The organism is Mycobacterium terramassiliense (genome assembly GCF_900157385.1).
Taxonomy (GTDB): Bacteria; Actinomycetota; Actinomycetes; order Mycobacteriales; family Mycobacteriaceae; genus Mycobacterium; species Mycobacterium terramassiliense.
The window spans coordinates 2972286-2989070 of the sequence record NZ_LT717701.1; the positions used below are offsets into that span (position 1 = coordinate 2972286).

Annotated in this window: 15 protein-coding genes and 1 pseudogene; 12 read left to right on the plus strand and 4 right to left on the minus strand. The window is 69.7% G+C overall.

Annotation, left to right across the window (positions count from 1 at the left end; genetic code table 11):
• Positions 1 to 50 precede the first annotated feature (50 nt).
• Together MTAB308_RS28640 and MTAB308_RS28645 are read left to right on the plus strand one after the other, a co-directional pair.
• Positions 51 to 2801, plus strand: a complete 2751-nt coding sequence (locus MTAB308_RS28640) for a DEAD/DEAH box helicase (RefSeq protein ID WP_077104330.1) — start codon at positions 51 to 53, stop codon at positions 2799 to 2801.
• A 76-nt stretch (positions 2802 to 2877) separates the two neighbouring features.
• Complete coding sequence (locus MTAB308_RS28645) at positions 2878 to 3657, plus strand: DUF4333 domain-containing protein (RefSeq protein WP_077104332.1); 780 nt, start codon at positions 2878 to 2880, stop codon at positions 3655 to 3657.
• Positions 3658 to 3660: 3 nt separating this feature from the next.
• Here the strand turns inward: MTAB308_RS28645 and MTAB308_RS28650 are convergent, their stop codons facing one another.
• Positions 3661 to 4623, minus strand: a complete 963-nt coding sequence (locus tag MTAB308_RS28650; protein ID WP_077104936.1) for a 5'-3' exonuclease — start codon at positions 4621 to 4623, stop codon at positions 3661 to 3663.
• Between the two features lie 101 nt (positions 4624 to 4724).
• Between MTAB308_RS28650 and MTAB308_RS28655 the strand changes: the two genes are divergently transcribed.
• From MTAB308_RS28655 to MTAB308_RS30530, 6 genes are all read left to right on the plus strand, one after another.
• On the plus strand, positions 4725 to 5852 hold the full coding sequence (locus MTAB308_RS28655) for a M24 family metallopeptidase (RefSeq protein ID WP_077104334.1): 1128 nt from the start codon (positions 4725 to 4727) through the stop codon (positions 5850 to 5852).
• Between the two features lie 5 nt (positions 5853 to 5857).
• Positions 5858 to 8152: an alpha/beta hydrolase-fold protein gene (locus tag MTAB308_RS28660; protein WP_425436345.1), complete on the plus strand. Its 2295-nt coding sequence runs from the start codon at positions 5858 to 5860 to the stop codon at positions 8150 to 8152.
• 38 nt (positions 8153 to 8190) lie between these two features.
• The gene (locus MTAB308_RS29495; RefSeq protein WP_216823699.1) at positions 8191 to 8841 is read left to right on the plus strand and encodes a hypothetical protein; all 651 of its coding nucleotides are present in this window, start codon (positions 8191 to 8193) and stop codon (positions 8839 to 8841) included.
• Positions 8742 to 10751 (plus strand): hypothetical protein, encoded by a 2010-nt coding sequence (locus tag MTAB308_RS29150; protein ID WP_083746685.1) that lies wholly within the window; start codon positions 8742 to 8744, stop codon positions 10749 to 10751. Before MTAB308_RS29495 ends, MTAB308_RS29150 begins: the two co-directional genes overlap by 100 nt.
• A 13-nt stretch (positions 10752 to 10764) precedes the next feature.
• Positions 10765 to 11058: a hypothetical protein gene (locus tag MTAB308_RS28675; protein ID WP_077104338.1), complete on the plus strand. Its 294-nt coding sequence runs from the start codon at positions 10765 to 10767 to the stop codon at positions 11056 to 11058.
• Positions 11059 to 11153: 95 nt separating this feature from the next.
• Positions 11154 to 11411 carry a hypothetical protein gene (locus MTAB308_RS30530; RefSeq protein ID WP_077104340.1) on the plus strand — a complete coding sequence of 86 codons (258 nt, stop codon included), beginning with the start codon at positions 11154 to 11156 and terminating at the stop codon, positions 11409 to 11411.
• Positions 11412 to 11487: 76 nt separating this feature from the next.
• On the opposite strand, the gene MTAB308_RS28685 is transcribed toward MTAB308_RS30530, so the two are convergent.
• A complete protein-coding gene (locus MTAB308_RS28685; protein ID WP_066913250.1) occupies positions 11488 to 11898 on the minus strand; it encodes a F420-dependent biliverdin reductase in 411 nt (136 codons plus the stop codon).
• Between the two features lie 35 nt (positions 11899 to 11933).
• Between MTAB308_RS28685 and dprE2 the strand changes: the two genes are divergently transcribed.
• Genes dprE2 through MTAB308_RS28705 form a run of 4 tightly spaced genes read left to right on the plus strand, consistent with a single transcriptional unit; the run spans position 11934 to position 15338 of the window.
• Entirely contained in the window at positions 11934 to 12683 is a 750-nt protein-coding gene (gene dprE2, locus MTAB308_RS28690; protein ID WP_077104342.1) for a decaprenylphospho-beta-D-erythro-pentofuranosid-2-ulose 2-reductase, read from the plus strand.
• The gene (cbiE, locus tag MTAB308_RS28695; protein WP_077104940.1) at positions 12680 to 13852 is read left to right on the plus strand and encodes a precorrin-6y C5,15-methyltransferase (decarboxylating) subunit CbiE; all 1173 of its coding nucleotides are present in this window, start codon (positions 12680 to 12682) and stop codon (positions 13850 to 13852) included. Before dprE2 ends, cbiE begins: the two co-directional genes overlap by 4 nt.
• Positions 13849 to 14601, plus strand: coding sequence for a precorrin-4 C(11)-methyltransferase (gene cobM, locus MTAB308_RS28700; RefSeq protein ID WP_077104344.1), 753 nt, complete (start codon positions 13849 to 13851; stop codon positions 14599 to 14601). The genes cbiE and cobM overlap by 4 nt, the downstream gene beginning before the upstream one ends.
• Positions 14598 to 15338, plus strand: a complete 741-nt coding sequence (locus tag MTAB308_RS28705; RefSeq protein ID WP_425436366.1) for a cobalt-precorrin-6A reductase — start codon at positions 14598 to 14600, stop codon at positions 15336 to 15338. Before cobM ends, MTAB308_RS28705 begins: the two co-directional genes overlap by 4 nt.
• Here MTAB308_RS28705 and sigC read toward each other — a convergent pair.
• Entirely contained in the window at positions 15335 to 15892 is a 558-nt protein-coding gene (gene sigC, locus MTAB308_RS30135; RefSeq protein ID WP_245831579.1) for an RNA polymerase sigma factor SigC, read from the minus strand. The two genes, MTAB308_RS28705 and sigC, sit on opposite strands and share 4 nt — an antisense overlap.
• Before the next feature lie 183 nt (positions 15893 to 16075).
• Positions 16076 to 16711: pseudogene (locus MTAB308_RS30410) on the minus strand (DUF2275 domain-containing protein); the annotation flags it as partial.
• Positions 16712 to 16785: the final 74 nt, after the last annotated feature.

Here is a 16785-nt window from a genome sequence, read left to right on the forward strand (position 1 = left end):
ACGCCGTATTTCACGCACATCCGCGCACCCTCGCGCAATTGGGCGGCGGCGTGACCGAACCGGCCGAGCTGGTTCGGTTCACCGCGGAACTGCCCTTCACGCTCGACGACTTTCAGCGGCGGGCGTGCGCGGCGCTGGAAAGCGGCCACGGGGTGCTGGTGTGCGCGCCGACGGGGGCCGGCAAGACGGTGGTCGGCGAGTTCGCGGTGCACCTGGCGCTGGCCTCCGGCGGCAAATGCTTTTACACCACGCCGCTGAAGGCCCTGAGCAACCAGAAGCACACCGACCTGACCGAGCGCTACGGCCGCGACCGCATCGGCCTGCTGACCGGCGACATGTCGGTGAACGGTGACGCGCCCGTCGTGGTGATGACCACCGAGGTGCTCCGCAACATGCTCTACGCGGATTCGCCTGCGCTGCAAGGGCTTTCGTACGTGGTGATGGACGAGGTGCATTTTCTGGCCGACCGGATGCGGGGGCCGGTGTGGGAGGAGGTGATCCTGCACCTGCCCGACGAGGTGCGGTTGGTCAGCCTGTCGGCGACGGTGAGCAACGCCGAGGAGTTCGGCGGCTGGATCCAGACCGTCCGCGGCGACACCACCGTCGTCGTCGACGAGCACCGGCCCGTTCCGTTGTGGCAACACGTCCTGGTGGGCAAGCGCCTGTTCGATCTGTTCGACTACGACAACGAGGCCGACAAATCGCGCGTCGACCCCGACCTGGTGCGCCACATCGCCCATCGCCGCGAGGCGGACCGGATATCGGACTGGCAGCCGCGCAGAAGGGGCGCGGGGCGCGCCGGGGCCGGACGGCCCCGCTTCTACCGGCCGCCCGCGCGACCGGACGTGCTCGCGCTCCTCGACTCGCAGGGCCTGCTGCCGGCGATCACGTTCGTGTTCTCGCGGGCCGGATGTGACGCCGCGGTGCAGCAGTGCCTGCGGTCGCCGCTGCGGCTGACCACCGAGGAGGAGCGCGCCCAGATCGCCGAGGTGATCGACCATCGCTGCGGCGATCTGGCCGATGCCGACCTGGCCGTGCTCGGCTATTACGAATGGCGCGAGGGGCTGCTGCGGGGTCTCGCGGCGCACCACGCCGGGATGCTGCCGGCGTTCCGGCACACGGTCGAGGAGCTGTTCACCGCCGGCCTGGTCAAGGCGGTGTTCGCCACCGAAACCCTGGCGCTGGGCATCAACATGCCCGCGCGCACCGTGGTGCTCGAGCGGCTGGTCAAGTTCAACGGCGAGCAGCACCTGCCGCTGACGCCGGGGGAGTACACGCAGCTCACCGGCCGCGCCGGGCGGCGCGGCATCGACGTCGAGGGCCACGCGGTGGTGCTCTGGAATCCCAGCGAAGAAACCACCGAACCCTCCGCGGTGGCCGGGCTCGCATCCACCCGCACCTTCCCGCTGCGCAGTTCGTTCGCGCCGTCGTACAACATGACCATCAACCTGGTCCAGCACATGGGCCCCGAGCAGGCCCATCAGCTGCTCGAGCAGTCGTTCGCCCAGTACCAGGCCGACCGCTCCGTCGTCGGCCTGGTCCGCGGCATCGAGCGCGGCCAGCGGATGCTCGACGAGATCGCCGCCGAGCTCGGCGGGCCGGACGCGCCGATCTTCGAATACGCCCGGCTGCGCGCGCGGATTTCGGAGCTGGAACGCGCGCAGTCCCGCGCGTCGCGGCTGCAACGCCGGCAGGCCGCCACCGATGCGCTGGCCGCGCTGCGGCGCGGCGACATCATCACGATCACCCACGGCCGGCGCGGCGGGCTGGCGGTGGTGCTGGAGTCGGCGCGCGACGGCGACGACCCGCGCCCCCTCGTACTGACCGAGAACCGTTGGGCGGGGCGGATTTCGTCCGCGGACTACTCGGGTGCGACGGCGCCCGTCGGCTCGATGTCGTTGCCCAAGCGCGTCGAACACCGCCAGCCGCGGGTCCGGCGCGATCTCGCGTCGGCGCTGCTGTCGGCCGCCGCCGGGCTGGAGGTTCCGGCCCCGCGTCGCAGCGGCCGCGGGGACGGGGACGGCGCGCTGCACGACCCCGAGCTGGCATCGCTGCGGGCGGAGCTGCGCCGGCATCCCGCCCACAACAGCGCGGGGCTCGAGTCCCGGATGCGGGAGGCCGAGCGCTACCTGCGCATCGAACGCGACAACGCGCAACTGGAGAAAAGGGTGGGCGCCGCCACCAACTCGCTGGCCCGCACGTTCGACCGGATTGTCGGGCTGCTCACCGAGCGCGGCTTCATCCGGGGTCCGGTCACCGATCCGCGCGTCACCGACGACGGCCGGCTGCTGGCCCGCATCTACAGCGAGAGCGACCTGTTGGTCGCCGAATGTCTGCGCACCGGCGCGTGGTCGGGTTTGAAACCGGCCGAGCTGGCGGCGGTGGTCTCGGCGGTGCTCTACGAGTCCCGCGGCGGTGACGGCGCCGGTGGTGCGCTGGCGGCCGAGGTGCCCACGCAGCGGTTGCGGCAGGCGCTGCAGCAAACGTCGCGGTTGTCGACCGCGCTGCGCGCCGACGAGCAGGCGCACCGGATCGCCCCGAGCCGCGAACCCGACGACGGCTTCGTCAACGTCATCTACCGGTGGGCCCGCACCGGGGATCTCACCGCCGCGCTGGCCGTCGCCGACATCCAGGGGCTCGGCTCGCCCTTGTCGGCGGGGGACTTCGTGCGATGGTGCCGCCAGGTGCTAGACCTGTTGGACCAGGTGCGCAACGCCGCGCCGGATCCAGAGCTGCGCGCCGCCGCCAAACGGGCCATCAACGACGTTCGGCGCGGCGTCGTCGCAGTTGACGCCGGGTAGGCTGGGCGCGAGCTACCGTTACAGAGCGCTGACAGCTCGCTAATAGCGCGAGACACAAGGGAACTGAGGAGACACGATGAGCGGACCGCAGGGATCGGAGCCGGGCCACGAATGGCAACCGCCCGGTCAGACCGGCGATCAGTCCTCGGAGCCTACCCAGGTCGGATCGCCCTGGCAGCAGCCGCAGCCGGGCCAGGACGCGACGTGGCAGGCGCCGGCCTACACGCCGGCCACGCCGCCCGCCGAGTACCCGCAGTACCAACCGCCGACCGAGCAGGCGTACCCGCAGCAGTACCCCTCGCAGCAGCCCGGTTACGGCCAAGCCGGGCAGTACGGGGCGCAGCCGCCCCAGTACGCCCCGCCCGGCCAATACGGTCAGCCCGGCCAGTACCCGCCGCCGGGCCAGTACGGTCAGCCCGGCCAGTACCCGCCGCCGGGCCAGTACGGTCAGCCGGGCCAGTACGGCCAGCCCGGTCAGTACCCGCAGCAATACGCGCCCTATCAGCAGCCTGCGAAGAAGCGCTCGACGGCGCTGATCGGCGGCGTGGCCGGCGCGATCGCCTTGCTGGTCGTCGCGGTCGTGCTGGTGCTCGGCTTCTGGGAGCCGGGGTTTTTCGTCACCACCAAGCTGGACGTCAACAAGGCCCAGGCCGGCGTGCAGCAGATCCTCTCCGACGAGACCAACGGCTACGGCGCCAAGAACGTCAAAGACGTCTCCTGCAACCACGGCCAGGACCCGGTCGTCAAGAAGGGCGGAACCTTCGACTGCGACGTCAGCATCGATGGGGCCAAGAAGCACGTGACGGTGACCTTCCAGGACAACAAGGGCACCTACGAGGTCGGCCGGCCGCAGTAGCGGTCAGCCGGGCAGCGCGTCGAGCGCCTTCTGCAGGCGGGCGATCGGGGAGCCGACACCCAGCTCGGTAGCCAGCTTGGCGGTGCGTTTCGGGTGGACGGCCGCCAGCGGTAGGGCGTCAGTGGGCGTCGAGAGCCTGATCGGGGCGTCGGTGGCCACCCGCACCACTCGTTCGGCGGCCTCGATGTAGTCCGTTGCGCCCAGCAGTTTGTGCCGTAAACCCTTGGGCATCTTGGACTTTGGATCCTGCGCGGCGGCCAGGATCTGTTCCAGCGAACCGTGCTGGGCCAACAGGGTGGCCGCCGTCTTCTCGCCGACGCCGGGCACCCCGGGCAGCCCGTCGGACGGGTCGCCGCGCAACAGCGCGAGTTCGGCGTAGGCCGCGCCGGCCCGCTCTTCGGGCACGCCATAGGTGTCGGCCACCTCGGCCGGCCCGAACAGTGTCGCCTTGGTCAGCCCGCGGCCCAGGTAGAGCACCCGCACGGGGACGGGGTCGTCGGCCACCACCTGCAGCAGGTCGCGGTCGCCGCTGACCACCACCACCGGGTCGGTGCGCTCTTGCGCCGCCAGCGTGCCCAGCACGTCGTCGGCCTCGAAGCCTTCCGCACCCGCCGTCGGGATCCCGAACGCCTCCAGCAGCTGCATGATCATGTCGATCTGGGGCGTCAGATCGTCGGGCACTTCCTCGATGTCGGGTTCGCCTTCGGGCTCGGGTTCGGCGACCCGGTGCGCCTTGTAGGAGGGGATGAGGTCCACGCGGAACTGAGGTCGCCAATCGAGGTCCAGGCACACCACCAGCCGGCCGGGCCGCTGCTGGGTGATCACGACGGCCATCGCGTCGAGGAACCCGCGCACGGCGTTGACGGGCCGGCCGTCGGGTGCGGTGATCGACGAAGGCACCCCGAAATACGAGCGGAACCACATGCTGGCGCCGTCGAGCAGCAGTAGTGGCGATCGCGAGGGCATGCCGGCCATCTTGTCATGGGGCCCAGCGTCGAGTTGTTGTCGACTCTCCGCGGAAATAGCGCAACAAGTCGACGTTCGGCTCAGCGGTTAGCCTGGCTGCCATGGATTCCCACCGATTCGACGCGGGCGTGTACGCGCGCCGGCTGGCCGCGGCGGCAGCGGCGACCGCCGACGCCGGACTGGCCGGCCTGGTGATCACCCCGGGCTACGACCTGCGGTACCTGCTCGGCTCCCGCGCCCAGACCCTCGAGCGGTTCACCGCGCTGGTGCTGCCGGCCTCCGGTGATCCAACGGTGGTGGTGCCCCGGCTGGAGCTGGCCTCCCTCAAGGGATCGGCCGTCGCGGAACTGGGCCTGGCCGTGCGAGATTGGGTCGACGGCGACGACCCCTACCGCCTGGTCGGCGCGGCCTTGGGCGGCGGGCGCGCCGCGACGGCCGTCACCGATTCCATCCCCGCCCTGCACCTGCTGCCGCTGGCCGATGTGCTCGGCGTGCTGCCGGTGCTGGCCACCGACGTGCTGCGCGAGCTGCGGATGGTCAAGGAGGAATGCGAGATCGACGCGCTGCGCAAGGCCGGCGCGGCCATCGACCGGGTGCACGCCCGCGTCCCGGAGTTTCTGCGCCCCGGCCGCACCGAGGCCGACGTCGCCGCCGACATCGCCGAAGCGATTGTCGCCGAAGGGCATTCGGAGGTGGCGTTCATCATCGTCGGCTCCGGACCGCACGCCGCCGACCCGCATCACGGCTACTCGGATCGGGAACTGCAGGCAGGCGATGTCGTGGTCGTCGACATCGGCGGCGCCTACGAGCCCGGCTACCACTCCGACTCCACGCGCACCTACAGCATTGGCGAGCCCACACCTGCTGTGGCGCAACAGTATTCGGTGCTGCAACGGGCCCAGCGCGCGGCATTGGGCGCGGTCCGTCCCGGGGTGACCGCCGAGCAGGTCGACGCCGCGGCCCGCGACGTGCTGGCCGAGGCCGGGCTGGCGGAGTTTTTCGTGCACCGCACCGGGCACGGCATCGGGCTGTCGGTGCACGAGGAGCCGTACATCGTCGCCGGCAACGACCTGCCGTTGGCCGCGGGCATGGCGTTTTCCGTCGAGCCCGGCATCTACTTCCCGGGCCGGTGGGGTGCCCGGATCGAGGACATCGTCGTCGTCACCGACGACGGCGCCCTGGCCGTCAACAATCGGCCGCACGAACTGATCGTGGTGCCCGCGTCCTAGCAGGGATGACGGCCCCGCCGCGTACGTTGGGCCACGTGTCGATCCTGGACCTCACGCTGCTGCCACTGCGCATCGCGCGCCACGTCGCCGACGCGGTGCTGCACCCCGCTGCGCCCGCGCACGCGCCGCCCGCCGAGCTCGTCGTCGTCGACGGGATGCCCGAGGGCGTGCCGCCGGCGGCGCGGCGCCCCGAACCGAGGCTGCCGGTGCCGTCGAATTGGCCGTTCGGCGAGGAGTTCCCGCGCACCTGCGGCACCGGCCGGCTGGCCGGGGGCGCGCTGTTCTGGACCGACTTCCTCTACGACGACCACGGCGCGACCGGCGTCCCCGTCGGCGACCTGAAGATTCAGGCGCCCCCGCGCGGCACCTACGTCTATCCCGACGGGCCCGCCGCGGGCAACGGCGCCGACCTCTTCCGCGTCGCCATCGGGCTCACCGAGACCGACACGTGGTGGCGCATCGACTGGAACACGCTGGTGGACCCCTCGGTGCCGATCGCGCTGTTCACCTTCGACACCGATCCCTCCCGGGCGGGCACCGCGGACTGGCCCGTCGGGGCCGGCGTGCGCTCGGAGGGCATCGACATGGCCTTGCTGGTGTCGGGGCGCGGGGCCACGCTGATCGACCTGACCACCCGGGCCACCACGCCGATGGAGCACAGCGTCGACACGCAATCGCGGTCCTTCCTGGCACGGATCCCGCGGTCCGTGCTGGAGCCGACCGGAAGCTGGACGGTCCGGCTGGCCGCCGGGCTGGCCAACGCGGCCGGCGACGGGTTCGCCGACGTGCCCGCCGAGCGCGGGGCGCTGCCTGGGCAGCCCAACGTCTACAACGTCGCCTTCCGCACCAACGCGCAGGAGCCGCCGCACCTGAACTTCTGGTCGGATTCTGCCCAGGCCGAGGCCCTTGGCCACGGCGACGTGTCCGCGTTCGCGGCGACGGTGCCGTGGGCGCGGCTTGCCGCGCGCGACACCGAGCCCGAGCCGGTGATCACCGGCCCGTCGACCCGCTGGTACGTGTCCTCGGTCGAGCTCGGCCAGGGCGTGGCGGGAGGGCTGGCCGCCTACGACATCCTGAGCACCAAGCCGCAGTTCCTCGGACGCGTCCAGCCCTATTCGATCTGCCTGCCGTCCAGCTATGCGCCGGGCGGGGCGCTGCCGCTGACGCTGTTGCTGCACTCACTTTCGCTGGGCCAAAGCCAGTTCGCCGCGATCGACCCACGCCTGTTGCACGAGGTCTGCGAGGGCCGCGACTCGGTGGTGGTCACGCCGCTGGCCCGGGGCCCGTCGAGCTGGTACTTCGACACCGGGGAGCTCGACGTGTGGGAGGTGTGGGCCCGCGTCGCCGAACAGCTCGGCACCGACCCCAATCGCACCGTCATCTCGGGTTATTCGATGGGCGGGTATGCGGCCTACAAGCTGGGATTGAGCTACCCGCAGGTCTTCTCGCAGGCAGTGGTGCTGGCCGGGCCGCCGGCGTGCGGCGTGCGGCTGCTGCCCGACGTGGACATCCCGGCCGACCTCGACCCGGACTCGCCATGCGCCCGCGAGGGTGACACGTGGAAGCTGCTGGTCAACGCCCGCTGGCTGCCGTACGTCATCGCCCACGGGCTGGTCGACGAGTTGGTGCCATTCGCCTCGGCCGCCGAGCAGGTGCTCGAGCTCGACCGGCTGGGCTACCGCCACCGGTTCACGGTCTATCCGCTCGAGGACCACATCGCCTGGGTGCTGCAGGACAAGTTCGAGGATCCGATCTCGCACATGGAAACGGCTCTGCGCCAAGCCGATCCGGGGCACATCACGTTCGCGTGGTATCCGCAATTGGTGCGCGCCGATCTGGGCATCGGGCCGCACCAGGTGTGGTGGCTCTCGGAACTGACCGCCGATCCGTCGGTGACGGCGCGGCGCGGGGCGGTGGCCGAAGTCGACGCGCGCTCCTACGCCCGGCCCGATCCCACGCACACCATTCGGCACCACCGCGGCGTCATCCCGCACTTCGACCCGACGCCGGGTCTGTACAGCGAGCTGGACTGGCAAGTTGGACGGCCCGTCGCCCCGTTGCCGTACCTGACGCTGCGCCTCACCGGGGTCGCCAGCCTCGCGGTGGACGTTGCTCGTGCCGGGCTGGCCGCGCTGCCGTCGTCGACGATCACGGTGGCCACCGATGTCGCCGCCCGGATCACGCTGGCCGGGCTGCCCGCCGGGGCCTCCGTGCAGCTCGACGGTCAACCGGCCGGTGCGACCGTGGCCGTGCCGGCCGGACGGCACCGCATCACGTTGGCTCGGCGCGCCGCTGGGTGAATAGCGGCCCGGGACTGGGTCGGCGAGAATTTCGCGCGATGGTTCCGTTGGTCGTCGATCCTCAGGCGCTGTTCGCCGTGGGCAGCGCCGTGATCGCCGCCGGCGAGGGCCTGGCGGCGAACCTGACGGTGTTGACGGCGGGTTTTGCGGCGCACACGGGCCTGGATGCGGCCGGCGCGGTGTTCGGCCTGGCCTACCAGGACGCGGGCGAGTCGGTGCTGCAAGCCGCGACGGCCGCCGTCAACGCGTGCCGGCAGAGCGGGGCCCTGATCCAGCAGGGCGCGGCGAACTATTCGCAGGCCGAAGCGGCCTCCACGCTGGGTGGCGGGGCCGGCGCCTTGCAGGCGGCACCCGCCCAGGCCAAAATGTCGGCGCCCGGGCCGCCAGGGACATGGGGTAAAGGGGAGCCGCCACCGCTGCTGTGGGCGGTGGTGGAGTCTTTCGTCGACGACGTGTGGCCCGACGGCGACGTGGCCGGGTTGCATGCGGCCGCGGCTCGGTGGCGGGGGCCGCCAAGGCGCTGCTGGACGCCCACCAGATCCCCGAAGGCGAGAAGATCGATGACGCGTTGTCGCAAATCGGCGACTGCATGGGCAAGATCGGCGAGGCAGCCGGGAAAATCGCCACCGCCCTCGACAATTTCGCCAACGAGGTGGACGGCGCCCAGCACCACATCCGGGATCTGCTGAACCGGCTGGGTTCGCTGACCGACCTCGGGCACGACGTGATGTTGATCATCGAGGGCGACGCGCTCGATGAGATCAAGAAGATCGCCGGGGACATCAACGACGTGCTGCACGACTTGGGGCGGGAGGCCCGGGCCGCCGAGCAGGGCGTCAAGGCGGGTTTAGGGGTCATCGACGGCCTGGTCGTCAAGCTGGAAAAGTACGTTCGCGGCGAGCTTAAGCAGTTTCTGGGTGATGCGGTCGGCAACCAGGTGGCCACCGTTTTCGACGTTTTCGCCAACGCGAACGAGGGCGCCTTAAAGGGTGCCGTTGGGATGGCGCTAGCCGTCGGGGATCTCGACCCGCGGTGGTTCCTCGTCGATCCCCACGGCGCCGCCGAGACGTGGACTGGCATGGCGAAAGGCTTGTGGAAGGGAAGCCTGGTCAACGGCGTCCTCAACCCGCAAGAGTTTGTCGAGGCGAACTGGCAGCAGCTCAAATCGCTGCTGCACCTTGACGATTGGAGTACCGCGCGACCGGGGTTGGGTTTCGGCGAGAACGCCTTCGACGTCGCGATGTTCTTCATTCCCGGGGCCGGCGAAGCCGGCGCGGCGACGGAAGCCGGTGGGGCGGCCCTGCAAGGCGCCGAGGCCGCGGAAGCCGCGGGCGCGGCAGGGCGAGCGGGCGCGGAGGCGGCCGGTGGGCTCGCCGGTGCCCGCGGTGCCCTGGCTGACATCGCCGGGGCAGGTGGTGATCTGACCAAGAACCTTGAGGGCGTTACCGGGAAGCTGCCCAAGATCGAGCCGCCGCCCGTCGGCGGCCGCCCGGTGGGAGTGCCGGCGCCCAAGCCGCTGGAGGCGCCCGTCGAGTCGGTGCCGCGCCCGCCCGACGCGGCGCCCGGAGTGCCTGACGCGCCTGGGGCTTTAGACCCGGTGCCGCCGGGGCGTGCTGTGCACGAACCGCCTCCTGAACCGTCGGCCGCTGCGCCTGCGCCGGCTGCGGGTTATCCCCATGATCCGGTGCCGGCGCCGGTTGATTCGCATCCGCCATCCGTACCCGCGGCCGACCGCGTTCCGTCGGCGATGCCGCAATCGGTTGATCATTCGCGGCTTCGGGAGCCCATATCGCCGAGCGGATCTCCCCTCGACTCTGCGCCTGCGCAGGCATCGCAGCCGGCGCCGTCCTTCACCTCCGTGGCGCCGCATTCGATGTCCGCAGCAGGTCGACCGCCCGAACTGCCGACACCCGGCGGCGGTGGCTGGCATGGGCATGGCGACGGCGGCCCTCCGGGCATCGATCGCCACGGGCAGCCACCGCATGGGCCGGATAATGCTGGTCTTACCCACGGTGGCCCAACCGGACCGCCGGGCGATGGGGCGCGCCACAAGCTCCGCGATCGCACTTCGGGTGAACCCGGTCGAGCTGAAACTGACCCACCGACGGAGGATGGAAATGAGCATGGGCACGACGGCACTAGCGGCGACACACTTCCAGAAAACGACATGGTGGGTCCGTACCCGCTCCCGTCCCCGGAGCTCCTTACCCCGCCACCGAACGGTGCCTTCTTCTGGTCGGGAAGAACTTCCGACGGCTTCGGGATCGGTCCCACCTCGGCCGGTGGTAACGGCGCCGCGGATTTGTTCGCAGGGTCGCATGGCGGAACCACGCTGGAAGGGTTGCTGGCGCGGAACGGCGTAACACCTCCAAAGTGGAGCTTTGACGACGCGGTTGCACAAGAATGGTGGTCAGTGGTTTCTGGAACATATGCTGACAACGTCCGAGGTGAAGTTCACGCAGTCATTGGGCCAAATCTCCGTCCAGGCAACGTGTGGGATACCGTCGAACTCCCAAGGCTTACGGCTAACCCGAACGTAACTAAAATCGTGATAATCGATCCCGAGACCGGTTCTGAGACAACGGTCTTCGAACGTTAAGGAGTTTGGACAGGTGGATTCGGAGATGCTGAATGCAGCGATTGTCGCGGCTATCAAAGATACCGCTGTTCCACATATCGATAAAGAAAAGCTCTCCGAAATTTTCGGCGCAGCTCAGGCTGAGGCACTCAATAAGAATATTTCCGGTCTAGTCCGCGAGGCCGTCAGCACGCCTATCGAATGGGGCGACATGACGCTGGAGGAGGGGGTTAATGACATTCTCCGAAGGTTCCACATGATGCATCCGGAATTATCGGAGGCAGCGTTGCACGAGATAGGGCGATGTGTCGGGTGGAACCTTCGATGAGCGGTCGGGTGGCGGCATGTACGCAGGCAAACATCCGAAAGACCACAGTACAACTCACCATGTACTTCAGGTTTTCCAAAGAATCAAGGTTATAAATGAGAAATGATTATTTTTTCCAAGAAGAACGATATTCGATCGGCGTTGAGTCGACGTCGGGCCGGTACTATGCGTCGATCCCCGTAAGCAACGGCATAGTGGACTATGAAGAGTACTACGAGCTTACCCGAGACCAATATCGCGACTTCCTGGGCGATAGAGGAGCTGCGGTTGCATTCGTGGAAGCCTGTCGTAGGCGAGAACACGATGATCTGCTCATACAAAGACCGGGCAGTAACCGCGGAACCCCTGTGTGAGCACTATTCGCTGCATATGGATTGCGCGCGTTCAAGGGTATGGAACTGTTGCCTAGCTGACGTCAGCTAGGCGAATCTATTCGCCCCGGTCCAGCAAATCCGACGACCCGAGCACCCGCTCCACCTGGACCTCGATGACCACCCGCCGCGGGTTGGGGCGCGGCGTGCGGTAGCGCTGGGCGTACCGCAACTCGGCATCCCGCACGGCGTCGGCGTCGCTGTTCACCTTGGACCGGCCCTCGAGCGACAGCCACCGGGCGCCATCGACCTGACTGAGCACGGCCACCCCGGCACGGTCGGCGTTGACGGCCTTCTGCGAGCCGCCGGTGGTGATCACCCGGGCGATATGAGTCTTGGGATCGAAGGTGAAACCCACCGCCACCACATGCGGGGAATTGTCGGCCCGCAGCGTGGTCAGCATGGCCAGGTGACGTTCGGACAGGAAAGCCAGCGCATCGTCGGTCAGCCGCGTAGTGGTATTCGCCATCACCGCCCACGCTAGCGCAGGTGATAATCGCAGCCGTGGACGACACGGGCGCGGGTCCGGTACTAATCCTGGGCGGCCGCAGCGAAATCGGCGTGGAGCTAGCACGCCGCCTGGCTTCCGGGGCGACGGTGGTGCTGGCCGCCCGCAGGGCGGACCAGCTCGACGACGAGGTCGCGGCGGTCAAGGCCGCCGGGGCGACGGCGGTGCACACCCGGGAATTCGACGCCGACGATTTGGCCTCGCACGGCCCGCTGGTCGCCTCGGTCGTAGCCGAACACGGACCCATCGGCACCGCGGTGCTGGCCTTCGGCATCCTCGGCGACCAGGCCCGCGCCGAGGTCGACGCCGCGCATGCGGTGTCGATCGTTCAGACCGACTACGTCGACCAGGTCAGCGTGCTCACCCACCTGGCCGCGGCCATGCGCGCCGCGGGCCGCGGCTCGCTGGTGGTGTTCTCCTCGGTGGCCGGGGTCCGGGTGCGCCGCGCCAACTACGTCTACGGCTCGGCGAAGGCCGGCCTGGACGGCTTCGCCAGCGGGCTGGCCGACGCGCTGCACGGCACCGGTGTCAGCCTGCTCATCGCGCGCCCGGGCTTCGTCATCGGGCGGATGACCGACGGGATGCGGCCGGCGCCGCTGTCCAGCACCCCGGAGCAGGTTGCCGCGGCGACCGCGCGTGCGCTGGCCAAGGGCCGGCGCACCGTGTGGATCCCGTGGTTGTTGCGGCCGATGTTCTTCGTTATGCGCCTGTTGCCGCAGTTCGTGTGGCGCAGGATGCCACGATGATCGTCGTCGTCGGCATCGGCGCCGACGGCATGGCGGGGCTCGCTGAAGCCTCGCGCGCCGAATTAAGAGGGGCCACAGTCGTTTACGGGTCCAAGCGCCAGCTCGACCTGCTCGACGATACGGTGCCCGCGCCCCGTCGCGAATGGCCGTCGCCGATGCTGCCGGCGCTGCAACGCCTGCCCGTGGACTCCGCGGCCGACGTCCACGTGGTGGCCAGCGGCGACCCACTGTTGCACGGCATCGGCGGCACGCTGATCCGGCTATACGGCGCCCACAACGTCAGGGTGCTGCCGCACGTGTCCTCGGTGACGCTCGCGCGCGCGCGGATGGGGTGGAACGCCCACGACACCGAGGTGATCAGCCTGGTCACCGCGCGGCCGCACACCGCGATGCGCCGCGGCGGCCAAGCGATCATCCTGTCGAAAGGCGCTTCCACCCCAACGGAACTGGCCGCGCTGCTCTGCGCACACGGCCGGGGGGACTCCGAGTACAGCGTGCTCGAAAACCTCGGCGGCCCAACCGAACGCCGCCGCGACGCCACCGCGCGCCAGTGGGCGGACGACCCGCCCCAAGACGTCGACGACCTCAACCTCCTGGCAGTGCGCTACCTGCCCGACGCACGCATGTCGCCGTATCCCGATGACGCATTCGCCCACGATGGGCAGATCACCAAACACGGGGTGCGCGCGGTGACACTGGCGGCGCTGGCGCCGCGACCGGGGGAGCGGCTGTGGGACGTCGGCGCGGGCTCGGGCAGCGTGAGCGTCGAATGGTGTCTGAGCTGGCCGGGTTGCGGCGCGGTGGCATTCGAACGCGACGAGGCGCGCCGCCTCAATATCGAATCCAACGCCGCGGCCTTCGGCGTCGCGATCGACGTCCGGGGCGGGGCGCCGGAGGCGTTCGCCGGGGCCGAAGCGCCGTCGGCGATCTTCATCGGCGGGGGGCTGACCCAACCGGGGCTGCTCGACGCGTGCCTGGACCACCTGCCTCCAGGGGGGCGACTGGTGGCCAACGCGGTCACCGCGGAATCGGAAGCGCTTCTTACGCAGTCATATTCGCGCCACGGCGGCCAGTTGCGGCGTCTCCAGCACTACCACGGCGAGCCACTGGGTGGCTTCACCGGATGGCGCCCGCAGATGCCGGTCACCCAGTGGGCGGTGACGATATGACGGTTTATTTCATCGGCGCGGGGCCCGGCGCGGCCGACCTCATCACGGTCCGCGGTCAAAGGCTCCTCCAAGCGTGTGCAACCTGCCTCTACGCGGGTTCGATCATGCCCGATGATCTGCTGGAGCTGTGCCCGCCGGGCGCGAATGTCGTTGATACCGGCCCGTTGACGCTCGAGCAGATCCTCGCCGAAATCGCCGATGCGCATGCCGCCGGCCACGACGTCGCGCGGCTGCACTCGGGCGACCCGTCGCTGTACAGCGCGCTCGCGGAGCAGTGCCGCCGACTCGACGCGCTGGGCATCGACTACGAAATCGTGCCCGGCGTGCCGGCTTTCGCCGCCGCGGCCGCCGCGCTGAAACGCGAACTCACCGTCCCAGGCGTAGCGCAGACGGTGACGCTGACGCGGGTGGCCACCCTGTCGACACCCATGCCGTCCGGCGAGGAGCTGACGACGCTGGCGCTGTCCGGGGCCACCCTGGTGCTGTACCTGGCCGCCGCCCAGATCGACGCCATCATCCCGCAACTACTCCATAGCTACCGTTCCGAAACACCGGTTGCTGTCGTGGCTTTCGCGAGCTGGCCACAGCAGACCGTACTGCGCGGCACGCTGGCCGACATCGCCGGCCAGATGCACGACGCCGACATCACCAAGACCGCGGTGATCATCGTTGGCGACGTGCTGGCCGCCGAGGGATTCCCCGACAGCTACCTTTATTCGCCCGGGCGGACCCGGGGGAGCCGGCACTGATGCGGGTGCTATTGCTCGGCGGCACATCGGAGGCCCGCGCGCTGGCGCAAACCCTGCACCCGACGGTCGACATCGTCAGCTCGCTGGCCGGCCGCGTCCCCGATCCCGCCCTGCCGGTCGGTCCGGTGCGCATCGGCGGCTTCGGCGGCGTCGACGGGCTGCGGCGCTGGCTGCGCGACGAACGCATCGACGCCGTCGTCGACGCCACCCACCCGTTCGCGGCGACGATGACGGCCCACGCCGCCGACGTGTGCACCGAACTCGGCATCCCGCACTTGGTGTTGGCGCGCCCGGCGTGGGCGCCCGGCGACGCTATCGTCGTCGCATCGGACGTCGAAGCGGCGGAAACGGTTGCCAAGCAACATTACTCGCGGGTCTTCCTCACCACCGGACGTTCGGGCGTGACTGCCTTCGCCGGCAGCGACGCGTGGTTTCTGATCCGCGCGGTCACCGCGCCGGACCCTGCCCTGCTCCCGCGTCACCACCGGCTAGTGCTGTCGCGCGGCCCCTATCGCTACGACAGCGAGCTATCGCTGCTCCGCAGGCATCGCATCGACGTGTTGGTCACCAAGAACAGCGGTGGCGCCATGACCCGGCCCAAGCTGGATGCCGCTGCCGCGCAGGGCATTCCGGTGGTCATGGTGGCGAGGCCGCCCCTTCCGCCCGGGGTGACGGCGGTGGGCACGGTCGACGAGGCCGCGAATTGGGTTGCCGCGCTTGCGATCGCCATTGGCTAGCCGGTCAGGTCTTCACGGTCCATGTCGGCCGCCAGCAGCGCATCGCGGGCGCGGGCGACGCGAGAGCGGATGGTGCCCACCGGGCAACCGCAGACCGCGGCGGCGTCGGCGTACGGCAGCCCCAGCAGCTGGGTGAGCAACAGTGCTTCGCGCTGCTCGGTGGTGAGGTTGGCGATCAGCGCCGTCACCTCGACCAGGTCTTCGAATCCGCGGGCGTGGCGATCACCGCTGAGGAAGTGATCGGGATCGGCGCCGGCGGCGGTGCGCGGCCGTGACTGGGCGTGGCGGATGTGATCGGCCACCACCCGGCGCGCGATGGCCAGCAACCAGGTTCGCGCGCTGGACCGTCCGGAGAACCGTTCGATCGCGCCGATCGCCCGTAGGAAGGTTTCCTGCGTCAGGTCGTCGGCGGTACCCGCGTCGGACAGATAGGTGACGAATCGCCAGACGTCTTGCTGGGTGGCTTTGATGAAGGCCTCGAGCGCTCGCTCGTTCCCGCGCGCGGCCGCCAACGCGAGCTCGGTAACGGCCTCGTCGTCGCTTGACGCGGTCATGGCCAACCACCTTCGTTGTGCGGGCGTCGTCAGTCTACGACCGGTTGTCGTAGAAGTTGCGGTGGGGTGTGGGGCCGTGCGATTGATGGGCCAGAGATGCCGGTGTCGCCGACCGCCGGGCGCCTCCGAGGGCCCGCCGGGGTAGTCGGCGTCCGTGCCGGAGGTGCGCGGCCGCCGGGTCCGCACATGTTCGCGCGCCACCAGTAACGCGAACACGAGCCCCAACAGCAGCGGCATGTGGCTGGCGACGCGTGTCGCGGTCACCTCGCCGGCGAAGGCGTCGACGACCACGTAGCTCAACAGCGCGACGGAATACACACCGGTGATAGCGGCAACGCCAATCGCGGTGGCGGGCCAAACGCCCGCGGCGATCATGGCCAGGCCCAACGCCAGCAACCATGCGGTGGACTCGTGCATCAGGTGCTCGCCCGACATCGCGCCGTGCATGTGGCTCGACACCATGCCGAAATCGACGCCGCTGATCTGTGCGGCCGCGATCGCCACCTGGAACACCCCGACAGCGATCAGTCCCCAGCGCCGGTAGCGCGACCGCAGCCAGCGCACCGAGCGGTGATACGCGGGGGACTGCTGCTCGAGGCTCGCCATGATCTTGTCGACCAGGTCCGGTCCCTCGCCGGGCTCGAGGGAGGACAGCCGGCGCGACTGCACCGCCGCGCCGATCAGCCAGGTGCGGCAACCGCGGCACGATTCCAGGTGGGCATCGACCTGTTGCGCGAGCACGTGCGGACGCTCGCCATCCAGCCGCGCAGAAAGCGCCTCACGCGCAACGTCACACCGCATCCCTGCATCGTTGCGCATGCTCGGTCGGGGCGCAAAGGCGTCGAAAAGCCGGGGATGGGAACCAAACCGTCCGGCAAACCGACCACTGAAGG

Excerpts from the sequence above, each read along its gene's own strand:
- MTAB308_RS28645 (WP_077104332.1), top strand. The coding sequence starts at position 2,878 with ATGAGCGGACCGCAGGGATCGGAGCCGGGCCACGAATGGCAACCGCCC.
- MTAB308_RS28650 (WP_077104936.1), bottom strand. The coding sequence starts at position 4,623 with ATGCCCTCGCGATCGCCACTACTGCTGCTCGACGGCGCCAGCATGTGG.
- MTAB308_RS28655 (WP_077104334.1), top strand. The coding sequence starts at position 4,725 with ATGGATTCCCACCGATTCGACGCGGGCGTGTACGCGCGCCGGCTGGCC.
- MTAB308_RS28660 (WP_425436345.1), top strand. The coding sequence starts at position 5,858 with ATGACGGCCCCGCCGCGTACGTTGGGCCACGTGTCGATCCTGGACCTC.
- MTAB308_RS29495 (WP_216823699.1), top strand. The coding sequence starts at position 8,191 with ATGGTTCCGTTGGTCGTCGATCCTCAGGCGCTGTTCGCCGTGGGCAGC.
- MTAB308_RS29150 (WP_083746685.1), top strand. The coding sequence starts at position 8,742 with ATGGGCAAGATCGGCGAGGCAGCCGGGAAAATCGCCACCGCCCTCGAC.
- MTAB308_RS30530 (WP_077104340.1), top strand. The coding sequence starts at position 11,154 with ATGAGAAATGATTATTTTTTCCAAGAAGAACGATATTCGATCGGCGTT.
- MTAB308_RS28685 (WP_066913250.1), bottom strand. The coding sequence starts at position 11,898 with ATGGCGAATACCACTACGCGGCTGACCGACGATGCGCTGGCTTTCCTG.
- cbiE (WP_077104940.1), top strand. The coding sequence starts at position 12,680 with ATGATCGTCGTCGTCGGCATCGGCGCCGACGGCATGGCGGGGCTCGCT.
- cobM (WP_077104344.1), top strand. The coding sequence starts at position 13,849 with ATGACGGTTTATTTCATCGGCGCGGGGCCCGGCGCGGCCGACCTCATC.
- sigC (WP_245831579.1), bottom strand. The coding sequence starts at position 15,892 with ATGACCGCGTCAAGCGACGACGAGGCCGTTACCGAGCTCGCGTTGGCG.